7 protein-coding genes are annotated in these 15,395 nt (G+C 40.2%); 4 read left to right on the top strand and 3 right to left on the bottom strand.

Translation table 11 applies throughout. The features are described 5' to 3' along the window. Positions 1 to 2 precede the first annotated feature (2 nt). Entirely contained in the window at positions 3 to 5,684 is a 5,682-nt protein-coding gene (locus V7K49_RS15285; protein WP_335206281.1) for an alpha-2-macroglobulin family protein, read from the bottom strand. Between the two features lie 481 nt (positions 5,685 to 6,165). Between V7K49_RS15285 and pbpC the strand changes: the two genes are divergently transcribed. Beyond that, on the top strand, positions 6,166 to 8,562 hold the full coding sequence (gene pbpC / locus V7K49_RS15280; protein ID WP_335206267.1) for a penicillin-binding protein 1C: 2,397 nt from the start codon (positions 6,166 to 6,168) through the stop codon (positions 8,560 to 8,562). 32 nt (positions 8,563 to 8,594) lie between these two features. Here pbpC and V7K49_RS15275 read toward each other — a convergent pair whose 3' ends face one another. Next, on the bottom strand, positions 8,595 to 10,235 hold the full coding sequence (locus V7K49_RS15275) for a sensor histidine kinase (RefSeq protein WP_335206266.1): 1,641 nt from the start codon (positions 10,233 to 10,235) through the stop codon (positions 8,595 to 8,597). Positions 10,236 to 10,292: 57 nt separating this feature from the next. Then, the gene (locus V7K49_RS15270; protein ID WP_335206265.1) at positions 10,293 to 10,784 is read right to left on the bottom strand and encodes a hypothetical protein; all 492 of its coding nucleotides are present in this window, start codon (positions 10,782 to 10,784) and stop codon (positions 10,293 to 10,295) included. A gap of 835 nt (positions 10,785 to 11,619) precedes the next feature. Here V7K49_RS15270 and V7K49_RS15265 point away from each other — a divergent pair. The 3 genes from V7K49_RS15265 to V7K49_RS15255 all read left to right on the top strand — a co-directional run bounded on the left by V7K49_RS15265 (position 11,620) and on the right by V7K49_RS15255 (position 15,257). Then, positions 11,620 to 12,663 (top strand): nitrilase-related carbon-nitrogen hydrolase, encoded by a 1,044-nt coding sequence (locus V7K49_RS15265; RefSeq protein WP_335206264.1) that lies wholly within the window; start codon positions 11,620 to 11,622, stop codon positions 12,661 to 12,663. Between the two features lie 319 nt (positions 12,664 to 12,982). After that, positions 12,983 to 14,404, top strand: a complete 1,422-nt coding sequence (locus V7K49_RS15260) for an aldehyde dehydrogenase family protein (RefSeq protein ID WP_335206262.1) — start codon at positions 12,983 to 12,985, stop codon at positions 14,402 to 14,404. 406 nt (positions 14,405 to 14,810) lie between these two features. Beyond that, entirely contained in the window at positions 14,811 to 15,257 is a 447-nt protein-coding gene (locus V7K49_RS15255; RefSeq protein WP_335206261.1) for a DUF3598 family protein, read from the top strand. Positions 15,258 to 15,395 lie beyond the last annotated feature (138 nt).

Raw genomic sequence — 15,395 nt, 5'->3', positions numbered from 1 at the left:
AATTACTTCCCATCCTCCAGTATTAATGTAGACTCAGCTGTACGCCCAAATTCTTCTGGTGCATATTGCAGGTGAACTTGGGCACCAGGCCAAGAAAATGTACCTGGAGTAACAGAACGGACTAAGTAATGCAGGCTATAAACTCCTGGTTCCAAGTGGTCGGCATAGGCGATAATGCGATCGCGGTAGATATTTCTAAAGCTAAGTTCCCAGCTATCGGCTTTTGCTTGTAATGCAGCTGTGGTAGTTTGAAAACTCGCATCCACCGCCTCAAAACCTGATGGTAGCGGATCTTTAATCACCACATGATCCACAGGATGATCAGCGATGATTTCTAAACCAATATCAAACACATGTCCAGAAGCTAAAGTCAAGGGTTTATCAAAAGCGTAAAGACCTGTTTTTTGCAAAACTTTCTCTTCATTTAATTTGCTAATTTCCCGTGTAACCCGTAAACCGTTAAACCTACCTGACTGATTTCCTTGCAAGCGATAATTATAAGCAACTAGATAGTGCAAAGTCCCATTACCTGACTTTTGTAGCGTTAAATCATTACGACCACGAGGTAATTGATTCATCGGCACATTTAGCTGTAAGCTAGGATTTTGGTAGCCATCAAAGCGATTTTCTCCTAAGTTATTACCAGCTAATTGCACAGTGGCAACAAAATTAGGTGGCGTAGGTTGCAGTTGGCTATATTCTACCAAAGCTGTTAATGCTTGAGCATTATTATAATTAGTTTGCCATGTGCCATTCCGTCGCAATGCGAGAAGACTTTGGAATAACTTATCTATAACTTCGGGTTTACTCTGCTTGGCAATAAATAAGCGTAAAGCTTGTGCTTGCGTCGTGGTAGATGAACTCATCCATCCCCAACTAGCTGGTAAACTTACAACTGCTGTGCTACCAGTTTCATATATATTCTGTTGTAACTTGTTCACCAGTTGTTGAGATTCATTTTGCCATTCGGGGAATTGAGATAAGTATCGCGCTAATTTAATTTGAGTTACTACATCAAAATTATTGCGCTGTTCATAAATATCTGCGAGGAAAGTATTGCGTTTTTCTCCTACTTCTGCTAAAGCGATTAAAGCATTAAGTTGCAGTTGTCTTTTACATAGTAGCTGTTTACAAAATTCGTATTCACCAGGATTCCCTAGAACTTTTTGCAGATAAGTTTTGAGGCGAGATAGCATTCCAGAATCGACCAAATTAGGGAACACCTGACTGGCTTTAGCTAAAGATTCACCCACATAGGAAGAAACCCAAGGGTCGGATTTTTCTTGTCCAGGGAAAGCAGCAAAACCACCATCTGCTATTTGGAGTTTTTGTAATTTTTCAATTGCTTGATTTGCCTGTTGGCTAGGATTAAATTCTGCAAAGGTCTGACCATATTTTTGTGTAAGATTTTGCAGATTAGCAGCAATGATTAACTGACTTGCAGCAGGTTCTGTAAACGGCAAATCATCATCTTCTAAAACCTGCTTTGCTGGTGCTTTAATTTCCGTTATCAAAGTACTCGTCAACTGAATATCTAAACCTCCTGCATCAGGGAAGGTATTTTTATCAACATTCAGAGGAATCTTCACCTGTTTTTCAGTTACACCAGTTTCAACGACTTGTTCTGTAATTTCAATTGGCTTAATTTCCAAAGGTACTTCAAAAGCATCTGCGGCTGTACCATTTAGTTGAGTGGTAAAGCGAACTTTACCAACTCCCATACTATCCGCCACCATTGGAAAACGATAAGCATGAGTTGCGGATTCAGCTTTGGTTTGCAAAGCTGTAGTTGTGGGGTTTTTATCGGCAAACTTCACATTATCCCTAAGTTCACCATTTATTGAGAGATTTCCTGTATTTCCAGTGTTGTTAGTTACGGATAAACCAGCAAGGATGCGATCGCCTGGACGGGCAAATTGTGGCAAGATGGCATTAGTTAGCAGTGGCTTTGTGGTGATAAACGTCGCGTCCCCATTCCCGAAACGCAGATTTCCATCGGTGGCGACAGCCATCACTCGCCATGTAGTTAAATCATCTGGCAATTTAAAGGTTATCTGTGCATTACCATTAGCATCGGTGAGAACAGAACCGTTGTAGTAAGCTAAGGCTTGAAAATCTGTGCGAGTACGAGTATTGGCTGCACCAGTCGAGAAACCACCGCCATAACCCCAACCTTTGGGTTTAGTTACATCTTGTGATTGTAAAATTACATCTGGTCGATTATCGCTAAAGCGGGTAGATATTGGCTGTTCTGCATAAACTGTATCCACCAAATCTGGTGCACGATAACCAGAAAGTTGTAGCACCGCCTCATTCACCACCATGACTGTAAACTGTCCTTTGGTGGGATTGCCTTGATTATCCTTGAGTTCTAGCTGTATTGTTTCCTCTGCACCAGGTTCTAATGATGCTTGCACTGGCTTAACTTGCAGTTTTAAATACTTATCTTCTAAGTTAACTTTAAAAGGTGTAAAACCAATCTTCACCAAGTTATCTAAACTTCCCGCCTCCACTTGGTTAAGAGGTTTACCTTGCCTTACTAATACAGCTTCGATGGCTGCATTTGGCAGCATTTCTGGGGTAACTTGAAACTGAATTTTTGGTGTGCCTCCCTGAACTTTGGTAATCTGCTGATAAAGGGGTTTGTCTTTAATCACAGCAAAGTACAATTCTGCATCTGGATAGGGAGATTGAATTAGTGCAGTAGCAGTTTCACCTGGTTTAAACTCTTTTTTATCTAATTTAACTTCTAAGGCATCTTGTTCTCTAGAACCCCAAAATACTGGATTTCCTCCAGTTGCCCAAATTTGTAAATCTGTGGTACTTAATTCGTTTTTGGCATCATTAAAATTGGTTCTAATCCGGTATGAACCAGATTCGGGTGCTGTTAAATTTACCGATTGTGGGCTGCTACTAGATGTAATTTCTGCTTGTCCGACTGTCTTATATTCGACTTGATTTTTTGGTATTTGGCTACCTTCTACCAGTTGAGCGACGCTACTGTATTTAATCTGTTGTAATTCCAGACGCACCCGTTGACCTGTTATCGGTTTTCCTATAGGGTCGCTAACAACCACATCAATTGGAAAAGCCTTACCAGCATCAGTGATAAAATTACTTTTTAACCCGATGAGGCGATTGCTTGGTAAGGCTGTAAAAGTTTTGGAATTAGCTACAGATAGATTAGAAACATCTGCAACTTGCACATCCACCTGGTAAGTCATCGGATATGGTAAATCCTTAGCCACTGTTACCGTTTGGGTAGTTGTCCCATTAGCATCTAATTGGGCATTAGTTTGCAACACATCACTAGATATAGTAGGAGTTTCCTCCGGCCATAACCATTGCCTACCAAAAGTAAATTCCTCCCAACCTTTAGGGATAAAGTTAGCCTGTTGGCGAGTAATAAAATATTTTGCTTCTCCACCTTCTACAGGTGCACCAAATAAATAATTACTTTTAGCATTAATATCAACTTTCTCCTCTATGAGAGCAAATTCTTTATCTAAGTTGAGTTCGACTTTAAAGTTGGGTGGCTTAAACTCAGCTACCCGAAATTCTCCAGAAATTTCTTGCCCGTTTTTCCCTTTTGCCTGGATTGTATGGTAGCCTAAGCGCTGAGTAGTCTTGATTGGCAATTCTAGAGAAAATGTGCCAAATTCATTTGTAATTTGCGAACCTAAGTTGGTCTTTTGTCCATCAGGATTTACCAAAGTTAATTGGTATACAGCATTTTTATCTTGCTGGATTGTGCCATTTTGTAAGAAGTCAGCAAACCCAGTTAACCAAGCTTTTTCACCTGGTTGATATAACTGTCTATCTGAGAAGATTACCCCGCGTGATTCTGGCTTACTAGCTTGCCAACCTGCATCAATGCCATATCCATAAACGCCGCTATATTCTTCAGTTCTGGCGAATGCCCAATCTTGATTTTCATGGGCAATTACTAATAATTGTGGTGATTTACTAGAGGTTTCATTCCCAGAATAACATTGCTGTAATCCTTCACGGACAATTCTAAAAGTTCCATTTTCATCAGTTTTACCCGTTGCACAAGGTAAAGGTTCGGGGCGAGATTTTGCCTGTAATTTTGATTGATAAATTTCAATAGCGCTATTTTTAACTGGTGAACCATCTGTAAGATGATTAACACGAATTAAGCCTGACTCAGGAAACCACTGAGTAAATACGCCTAAATTCGTCAATTCAACCAAGCCATAAGTTGTCGGTTCTCGCCACAATTCCTTACCATTCTCCTGATATTTATTAGTCCGGGCTTGCACTCCGTAAGCTAACATTCCTGTAGCAGCACTTATTTTTTCCCGGAGAGGAACAGCAATATCAACTGATTGATTTTTCTTACCTGATACCTTAAAGCTTTGCCAATCAGAGGGTTGTGGTAATAAATCATTACTATTATTAAAATAAACTAAATCTGTTGGTTTAACTACTCGATAAGCTGCTTGATACTTAGATTCTGGCAGATTTCCCGTACTAATATTTAGCTGTAAATCTTTACCTGTGGGGAAAATATTCAAATCTGATGGTACCCAGATATCCCCAGCTAAATCTCCAGTATCATATTTAACTGTGACAGGTTTACCCAAAGTTTGCCCAAACTTATCTTTGAGATTAGCACCCATAGTAATTGTATAAGTCTTGGCAGGTTCTAGCGCATAAGGATTGATGCCGACAATTTTATCTTCATCGTTTACTTGCAGAATTCTCGAAATGGCTTTTGGGGCTGGATTAATGGTAATATTTTCTTTAGCTGAATCTGCTAATAAGACATTATTAAATTCTAGCTGCGGACTGCCTTTAAGAAATCTTCCAAAAGTTCCACCTGCATCTGGCTGTCCATAAAAGTTAATTTTCTGAAATGCTAAAGGCGAATAAGTTGCTAACTTAGTGGCAAATTCTTTCTCTGTAGGTAGATTGCCATAAGCAGGACGTATTCCTGGAGAAAATACCAGGCGATAACGGGTTGCTTTTTCAAGATTTTGCTGTGGGATGAGATTATAAATCCAATTGCGTGCTGAAGGGTCAAATTTTTCTAAAGGGTCTTCATTTTCTTCTTTTAATGGTTTTTCTTCTTTGTTTAATTCAACTTTAAAACCTGTACCTTTATTTTTACCTTCAGGAATTAACTGTAAATGTTCTTGTACAGAAGCTAAATCTAATTCTACATTGGAAGTAAACTGTAACTTTTGTTGTAAATTAATTGGTTCAACATCAGCCTTCTCAATGGGATTGACACCGGGTAAATTAGTCAGCTTAATAGATTCGGTATTGAAAGTCCAAGGTAAATCTTTGTCTAGGCGATGATTTTTTAAATCAACTAAACCTGCTTTGAGAGTGACTTGAAATCTTGTCGCTATTGGCAATGCTTTCTCAGCTTGAAAACCTAGCATCCGCGGTGTTAAAAAGCGAAATTGACCGGGTAAAGGTGGCGAAAGCGCAAATTTTTGTAATAATTTTTGCTGTTCTGGGCTATCAAGACTTTCAACTGGTATTAAAGCCTCTTTAAAACGGATGCGGATTTGGTTAAGAGATTTTGCATCTCCAATGGGACTAATTTGTTCAATCCAGTCTGGTAATTTCGGCGGTGTGAGTGGGGAAACTGTTGGTAGTTGTTCTTTACTTGAGTTGATACCAAAAAAATTACACCCTGCGATCGCTAGCATTAATGTAAAGATAAGAAAAAACTGTATTGTTCCCTTCCGGCTTGAAGAATGGCTAATTTTTTTTAACAAACCGCCAAAGACGCGATAGGTAATCTTATGGTGGAAACGCTGTAGAACTCTGATAATCATCTTTTTAGTAATTCAAAATTAAAAATTCACAAATTATGGCTAACAAAAGTTCGCACTCCCTGATTAAGTGAGCAATGCCAACACTAATAAAGTCCGCCCATTGACTAGCTATTTATACTCAAAACTTGGATTTGACTATGTTTATTTACATAGATAGCTAATTCAGTGTGATTGTTCCAAAAAATAACTACAATTCTTAACTATAAAGAAGTATTTAAATTTCGCAAACATTAATTTAGATTTGCTAAGTTAGTAAAAATGAATTATTAAGGATTTGACATATTTACTGATGTAGATGTAAGTAAGTCGGCGGGAAAATTAAGGTAAGTTTTCTTAGACAGGGGATTCCCTGATGAAACTAATTTCACGATCGCTAACCAAAATTAAGCACAAACTGCGTAAAACTAGTAAAGTTATCTTAGCTGGGCTGCTCATATGCCTAGTGGTACGCTTACTACCTTATTTTGCGCCCCTTCGTGCCGCAGATATTGCCCAAAATCAGTTGGCAATGCAATTTAGCGATCGCAATGGTTTACCATTAGGAACACTGCTCACCCGTGACCAAGAGCATACATCAGTAGTACCACTAAATCAGGTTTCTCCCCAGTTTATCCATGCTATTTTAGCCGCCGAAGATGGCAGCTTTTACGATCACGGGGCGTTGGATATAAAAGCAGTTGTCCGCGCCAGCAAAGAAGCCATCCACGCGAAAAGAATTGTTTCCGGCGCTTCCACAATTACCATGCAATTGGCGCGGATGTTAGATCCTGTCCCCCGCAACTTCTCTGGTAAACTGAGTGAGGTTTGGCTATCTTGGCGGTTAACAGCAGGGATGAACAAAGATGAAATCCTCTCTGCATATATCAATCGGCTGCCAATGGGAGGCAATATATATGGTGTGGAAGCAGCCGCGCGGACTTATTTTTCTATCCCAGCTAGTGAATTAAATCTTGCCCAAGCTAGTTTGTTGACTGCTATTCCCAATAATCCCACATACTTTAACCCTTATGAGCATGGGGAACGGCTGAAGCAGCGACAAAAATACGTCCTTAATCGGATGGTACAGGAAAAGTATATTAGTGGAGCGATCGCAGCCCGAACACACACTGAAAAGGTTGTGTTTCTGTCTCGCCAACAGGGAATTATCGCCGCACCACACTTTTTGTTTTGGTTAGCCAATCAGATTCCCCCAACCCCCCTTGAAAAGCAGGGCTATGTTCCCCCCTTATTAACGGGTGTTAGGGGGGATCAATCCGTTATTCGCACGACTATAAATCGTCCTTTACAGCAGTTTGTCGAAGCACAGGTGCAGCAGGTAATTTCTTCCTTAGCCGCGAACAATGTCCATGATGCATCTGCATTGGTGATTGACAACCGCACTGGTGAAGTTTTAGCTTATGTCGGTTCACCTGACTACTTTAATGAAGCAAAACTGGGACGCAATGATGGAGTGCAGGCGCTACGTCAACCAGGATCTACTCTCAAGCCTTTTGTGTATGAATTAGCTTTAGAAAAAGATTTAATTCACCCAAATACCATTTTGGCAGATGTACCCGCCCATTATGCAATTCCCGGCGCGAAACTTTATAGCCCAACAGATTATACCGAACGCTTTCTTGGCCCAGTGCGGGTGCGAATCGCTTTAGCAAATTCCCTAAATGTACCAGCAGTGCGGGTATTAGAAAAGGTAGGCGTGGAAACTTTCTTAGAACGACTGCATCAACTGGGATTTGAACACCTCAATCAAACTCCAGAACATTATGGTTTGGGTTTGACTTTGGGTAGTGGCGAAGTCACTTTATGGGAATTAGCTAGAGCTTACGTTACTATGGCACGACTTGGAGATAGCATTCCTTTAGTAAGCACATTTTCCAATTCCCCAATCCAAAATCCCAAATCTAAAATCCGTCTTGAAAAGTTTGCTATCAAGGGAGACTTTCCTTACAACTTTTCGCAAAATTCGACGACGATATGGCAATTAATCATCAACATACTCAGTGACAGCCATGCTCGTGCAACAGCTTTTGGTGTAGACTCTGTGTTAAATTTACCCTTTCCTTCTGCTGTTAAAACTGGCACTTCTTCCAATTTTCGTGATACTTGGACAGTTGGCTTTACCACAGATTACACCGTCGCTACTTGGGTAGGCAATTTCAACGGTGAACCAATGCGACAAGTTTCAGGCGTTACAGGGGCAGCACCTTTGTGGAATCGGATTATGTTACACCTGCACGAACATCAAGAACCAGCAGGTTTTCCACCCCCAGAAGGTTTAGTGCAATTACCTGTTTGTGCAATTTCTGGGTTACGACCAACACCAGATTGCACCTCAGTAGTGCAGGAATATTTCTATCCAGAAGATAAAATTGCCTACGAACGAGAAAACAAGTTCAATTTACCACCAGAGTATGATGAGTGGTTGGCAAAACAACAGCAATCAAATTTTACTTCTACCAATTTGAGAATTTTATCTCCGCATAATGGCGATTTATTCTTACTGTATCCAGGTGAAGAAGCGAAGCAAAAATTGGAATTTAAGCTAGCGGGAAATAAATTTGCGCCTGTAGAGTGGTGGCTGAATGGGAAAAAGTTAGATACAAACTCAGCTAATTCTTTATTTTGGTATCTGCGTCCTGGTAATTGGACTTTGGAAGCGAGAAGTGGGGAAATGAGCGACAAGGTAAGTTTTCAGGTAGAGTTAGCTAGTATTAAACCTACGCGTCGGGGATTTTCTATTAGTAATTCTTAGGGAGATAGGGTAGACGCCCAGAGTTGTCGGCATCATTTAGACCTGCTATCTGGTGTTAATATAGTTACTTCCCGTGTCTGCTTCATAGGAATCTCAATCACAAACTCTGTACCCTTACCAGGTGCAGAAATACACTTGATTTTTCCCTTATGCTTATCTGCTATAATCTGGTAACTAATAGATAATCCTAAGCCAGTACCTTTACCTATAGGTTTAGTAGTAAAGAAAGGGTCAAACAATTTAGTCTTAACTTCCTCGGTTATTCCTGGTCCATTATCTTTAATACTAATAATCACGCAATCTTCATCTTTAACTTGAGTATGGACAATAATAGAACTATGGTGTTTTTTAACCTCTCCTTTTAAACACTCTGCTTCTAGTTCATATAAAGCATCAATAGCATTACTAAAGATATTCATAAATACCTGATTTAATCCTCCTGCATAACATTCAACAAGAGGCAAATTACCATAATCTTTGATTATTGCAATTTCTTGCTGTTTATGCTTTTCTTTGAGACGATGCTGTAAAATTAATAGCGTACTATTAATTCCTTCATGAATATCAACAGGTTTCATTTCTGCTTCATCAAGACGCGAGAAGTTACGCAAAGTTAGCACAATCTCGCAAATGCGCTCAGTACCAACTGCCATTGAGGATAAGATTTTCGGCATATCATCAATAATAAACTCTAAATCCATCTTCTTAATCAGACTAGTTATTTCTGGGTTATAATTAGAATCTTCTTGCTGATACAGTTTAATTAAAGTTAGTAATTGCAAACTATATTCTTTAATATAGAGCAGGTTACCAGAAATAAAATTAACTGGATTATTAATTTCATGAGCAACACCAGCAACTAGCTGACCTAATGAGGACATTTTTTCAGTTTGAATAAGTTGTACTTGAGTGTATTGCAATTGTTGCAGTGTCTGTTGTAGTTGAAAATTTTTGTATTTTAATTTTGCGGTTCTCTCCGCCACTTGCATTTCTAACCTACAATTCGCTTCTTCTAAAGCGGCTTGTGCAATTTTTTTAGCCTTTAAGTATTGCTGCAATAAATGCAATACTAAAAGCCATGCCGGAATCAGCATTGTTAAACTTATAATAGATTCTAAAACTGCCCAAAATATTTTTTTGTAATATTCATCAACTTTCTGCTGTAACTCAAGTGAGATATTACGATTTCTTTTTGCAACACCATCAGCATAAATGTGTTTCTGAGTTTCATATTCGCGGTTGGAAAGTAGTAGTTGTGCTGTCTCTTTGTGATTTTTCTTAACTAATTCAAAAGATTCATATTCCATTGTAACCAAGCGCTGATTAGCAACATCAATTTTTTTGGCATCCTCATTTTTATATGCTTGAGGAGCCAGTTTAATAGATTCTTTAATAGCAATGTCAAGTTTAGGTTCAAATTGGCGATATCGTTCCTCCCAAGTAGAGTTACCTGTAGCAGCATTCATGCGGGCTGACATCGTTAATACTTCATCAAGATAAGTAATTTCATCACTCAGCGTTTGTAGTTTAAATTCATGTTTAGTAATACTATTGAAGTTATAATATGCTTGCCAGTTGAGCCAAATTTGAGGAAGAAACAAGAGTAATGTCAGCAGTACTGTTACAGTTACTAGTTGAGAGGCAACGAATCTCACTTTATAAGGTAGGTGCATTTTAATAGTATTCTTTAGATATATATTAAAAGTAGATATTAACCAAACTTAATCCGATTATATAAGTTTGCCATGCTCAGTATTAATCCCAAAAAAGTTTCTCAAATATCCTACATTTTCAGCTTCATAGATTTCAAAATTAATTGTATTTATTTGTTTGACTTTAATGCTTTTGCCATAGATAAAACCTAAATTAAAAATTATTAAATCTAACGTAGAAAAATTATAAGGATATGGATATATAAATTTAGCAAAAAATTTATATATGAATAAATGTAGTTTATTAGTCTTTAAGTCATTACCCATTGTAAATCCAATTACAAAAGCTTCATCTTGAGGAGAAATACCTCTACCTAAAAGTATGTGAATATAATCATGATGGCGCAGACTAATTTTTCCAGGTAACGCCAATAGACTATTAGGGTTCTCTAATAACCAAATTACAAAAGGAATTTTAGGTTTATGTAAACTAAATACTACTGAATGTACTTCATTTAAATTCATTTGAGCTATATCTAGTTGAACAGTTTCATCTAAATCAAAAGCCATATGTCTATTTGTAACAAAGGAACTAACTTATTAATATTTCCTTTTCTTCTAATTTGTCTATATTTACCAAAAAAATTATTTTTATTTTCATATTATATATAATAACACCTAGTTTTTCCAAATCTTAAGTGTTATTACTTAGCTTTTTAATCAGGGCAAAGACATCTAAATGAGGAATCATCGACTGATACAGATTGCTGCAATTCTGCTGTGAGAAACTGCCTAAAATAATAATTATGAAGAACTAAAGCAATCTACTTACACTTGAGAAGATAAAGAAGTGCAAGTAAACAATAACTGTAAAAGAATAAGCTATATGCTATCCATCTTTTGAAAGGGGAAAATCTAGTTTAGTTTTTTCAAGCAGCGATCGCCTTCCAATCCCCAGTTGGACTCCAGAACCCGAAATCTTGACCTCAGACTTACAACATCCGAACAAAAAGCCTGAAACTTACCCTTCTGAACTCCAAGCTTCACTCTCAGAACTGCACATTTGACCCTGTGAACTCGAAACTTGGACTTCAGAAGCTCAAACATCCCCTTCTCACATTGGAAGAGGCTAGCACCTGCCGTAGGATGCCCGTTCGCCGCAAGGCGTCCCGTTAGGGAAGGGCTGTAGGGAGAGGACCGCACCGGCTCTCCAACGCAGTGGCTCCCCGATGTATTTCAAAAATCAAATAGGAGTCCTGAATACTATCTAATTATCCTTGCTGGTACAGTTATCACAAGACCAAAGACTAGGACTTACGCACAGATGTTTTGATCTGAATTGACAGATAAACTTGTACGATCGCTCTGGGGTGACGATCGCATTCTATAGAATTGGTGAGGAATTTTGGACAATAACACCGATAATCTCAACTCATTCCGGGCCTTGGCACTCCAAGTTACGTGCCATGCAGTCAACCAAGCAAGCGATCACTACGAAGCGCGATCGCTCATGCAAAACTCCATCAACCGTCTAGCTCAACAAATTGCTGCCAGTATCGCTTTCATTGGCTTTGATTGTCGTTTAATTGTACTGCCAGAATATTTCCTCACTGGTTTCCCGATGGGAGATTCTCTCTTAGGGTGGGCAGAAAAAGCCTGTATAGAAATGGCTGGTGCTGAGTATGAAGCACTTGGTAAAATTGCCCAAAAGCATAAAATCTTTTTGGCTGGTAACGCCTACGAAGTTGACCCCAACTTTCCCGGATTGTACTTCCAAACCTGCTTTATACTTGACCCCTCTGGCTCAATCGTCTTGCGGTATCGACGGCTGAATTCTTTGTTTGCTCCCACCCCCCATGATGTTTGGGATAAGTATCTTGACTGCTATGGTTTAGAGGGAGTTTTCCCCGTAGCCAAAACTGCGATCGGTAATTTGGCAGCTTTAGCATCAGAAGAAATTTTGTATCCAGAAGTGGCGCGGTGTTTGGCGATGCGAGGAGCGGAGATTTTTGTGCATTCCACCTCAGAAGTGTATAACAAAAACCTCACCCCCAAAGACGCGGCAAAAATCACTCGCGCTGTTGAAAATATGGCATACGTGGTTTCAGCGAATACCGCAGGCATCGCTAATATTGCCATCCCCATTGCTTCGGCTGATGGTGGTTCTAAAATCATTGACCATCGCGGAATCGTTTTAGCAGAGACAGGTGCAGGCGAGAGCATGGCAGCATTTGCAGAGATTGATTTAGGAGCATTACGCCGCGATCGCCGCCGACCGGGGTTAAATAATTTACTTGCACGCCAGCGGTTTGAGCTATACGCCGAAAGTTACCGCCAGTCACACTTTTACCCCGCTAATACTATGCTGGAGGGAGAAGTAGACCGCAAACACTTCCTCCAAACGCAGCAAGCCACCATTGAGCGGTTAGCCAAACTGGGAATAATTTGAATTTGGGAATGGCGCATTGAGGAGCCACTGCGTTGTCCGGATTCCCCCGCTTGTACCCCTACGGGGATCTTGCTAGCAAGAGCGTCTCCCTTAGGAGAAGCGAGTGGTGTCATTGGGGAGCCACTGCGTTGCCTGGGTTCCCCCGGTTGTCCCTTGCGCGTCTTTCTTAGGAGAAGCAAGTGGCGTCATGGGGCATTGGAATACAAAAAAATAACTTCTAACTCCTGTACAGACGCGATTAATCGCGTCTCTCCTAACTTCTAACAGACGCAATCAATCGCGTCTCTACTCCTAATTCCTAACTCCTAACTCCTGCCTCATGACAAAACCAATAGAAGTCCGCAATCCCCGAACTGGCAAATTTGACTACGTAATTATCCCGCCGCCCCCAAGGCTGCTGGCACAGCAATGTAAGCGTACCCGCAGGGCGCAAGTTCGCTGGCAGCAGTTGGGTTTAGAGGGGAGAATTGAAGCCTTACAGCAGTGGAAACAAGCTATATTATCCGGGCGCGATCGCTTAACGGAGGCTTTGGTAAATGATACAGGAAGATTGTCAACCTCAGTATTAGAAATAGATTCCTTCCTCTCTAGCATTGATCGCTGGTGTAGATTAGCGCCGGAATTGCTGCAAGAATCTGCAAAAAATACAGCCATTCCGTTTATCGCCTTGCAACAAACATCTGTTCCTTATCCCCTAGTTGGGGTAATTAGCCCGTGGAATTTTCCGCTGTTGCTGTCTAACATTGATACCATTCCGGCATTGCTGGCGGGTTGTGCTGTCATTGTCAAACCCAGTGAAATTGCTCCCCGCTTCGTAGCACCACTGACAACAGCACTCAACGCCGTTCCCAAATTGCGCGATGTATTAACTTTTGTTGAAGGAGCAGGCGCAACCGGTTCTATTTTGATTGAAAATGTAGATTTGGTATGTTTTACAGGTAGTGTAGCGACAGGGCGAAAAGTAGCAGAAGCTGCTGCTAAACGGTTTATTCCAGCTTTTTTAGAATTAGGGGGAAAAGATCCTGCGATCGTCTTGGAATCAGCCAATTTAGAATTAGCAACCTCAGCAATATTGTGGGGTTCCGTCGTCAACACCGGACAGTCATGCCTATCAATTGAGCGAATTTATGTTGCTGAATCGATATTTGAAAAGTTTTACCATCAACTAGTAGCCAAAGCTTATCGCCTTGAGCTAGCCTACCCTACAGTCGAAAGTGGAGAAATTGGCCCCATCATCGCCGAAAGACAAGCAGCCATTATTAGCGACCATCTCCTAGATGCAGTTGAAAAGGGAGCTGTAATTCACTGCGGCGGTGTAATTGAAGACTTAGGTGGAGGTTGGTGGTGTCGTCCGACAGTTCTCACCCAGGTTAATCATTCTATGAAAGTGATGACCGAAGAGACTTTTGGCCCGATTATGCCAGTCATGCCTTTTTCCACAGTAGAGGAAGCAGTCTCTTTAGCGAACGACTCAATTTATGGATTGAGTGCTGCTGTGTTTGCCGAGTCAGAAGCAGAAGCCTTAAAAGTTGCCCACCAGATAGATGCAGGTGCCATCAGTATCAACGATGCTGCACTCACTGCCCTTATGCATGAGGGAGAGAAAAACGCCTTTAAATTCTCTGGTTTGGGAGGGTCACGCATGGGTGCGGCAGCGTTGAAACGGTTCATGCGAAAAAAAGCTATTTTGATCAAAACTAACGCTACTAATGACCCTTGGTGGTTTGATAGTGAAGCTTGACACTCTCAGTTAATAAATTAAAATATAGGGTGCGTTATCTCTGAGAGTACCGCACCGTCAACAATTCAAGGTGCGTTAGCCTACGTCATAACACACCCTATAAATTTATGTGGATTCATATACATTGAATTTTTCTTGCCGATTTACTTAATGCATCGACTCACAATGCCATTGTATCGACTCAGAATGCCATTGCATCGACTCACAATGCCATTGCATCGACTCACAATGCCATTGCATCGACTCACAATGCCATTGCATCGACTTACAATGTTAATGCATCGACTTACAATGCCAATGCTAACATTTAGCAGTTTTTGTAGGGTGAGCACTGCTTACCCGCTCAAACTGTTATTTTTACCTTGTGTTGTGCGTCTTACCTATGTTTATTGAGAGGTGAATTGCAATGTCAAATATTCGAGAAGGAATGCCCGTACTTGCCCGTCATGAAGGAGATTGGGTAGGAACTTATACATTAATTGATACAGCAGGAAAAATCCTTGACAAGTATGAGTCTCACTTAACTTGTCAATTTCCAGAAAATAGCCCTCATCCCTACTACCAAATCAATCGCTACAATTGGTCTGATGGTAAACGAGAAGAGTATGAATTTCCCGGAAGCTATAAAGATAATAAACTTTGGTTTGATACCGATCGCATTCAAGGAAAAGCTTGGGAAGTAGATGATTCAGTTGTTATTTTGTGGTTTGCTTATAAGACAAATCCAGAAATGACCATATATGAAATGATCTACATTAGTCCTGATAATAACAATCGTGCCCGCACTTGGCATTGGTTTAAGAATAATCAAATCTTTCAACGCACCCTAGTTCAAGAAGAACGGCTAAAATAGTAATTTCTCCCCTCAGAGATAAGCACTCATTTTTTTATTATTCAGTAGTTTTGTAGTTTTGTAGGGTGTGTTATGCCGCAGGCTAACACACCATCTTAGATTTTCAGTGCATTAGGACTAATGTCCATAATGCACCCT

The sequence above is a fragment of the Nostoc sp. genome, assembly GCF_036919675.1.
Lineage (GTDB): Bacteria > Cyanobacteriota > Cyanobacteriia > Cyanobacteriales > Nostocaceae > Nostoc.
Note: the sequence above shows the minus strand (reverse complement) of the source record. Positions and strands in the feature narration are given on the sequence as shown.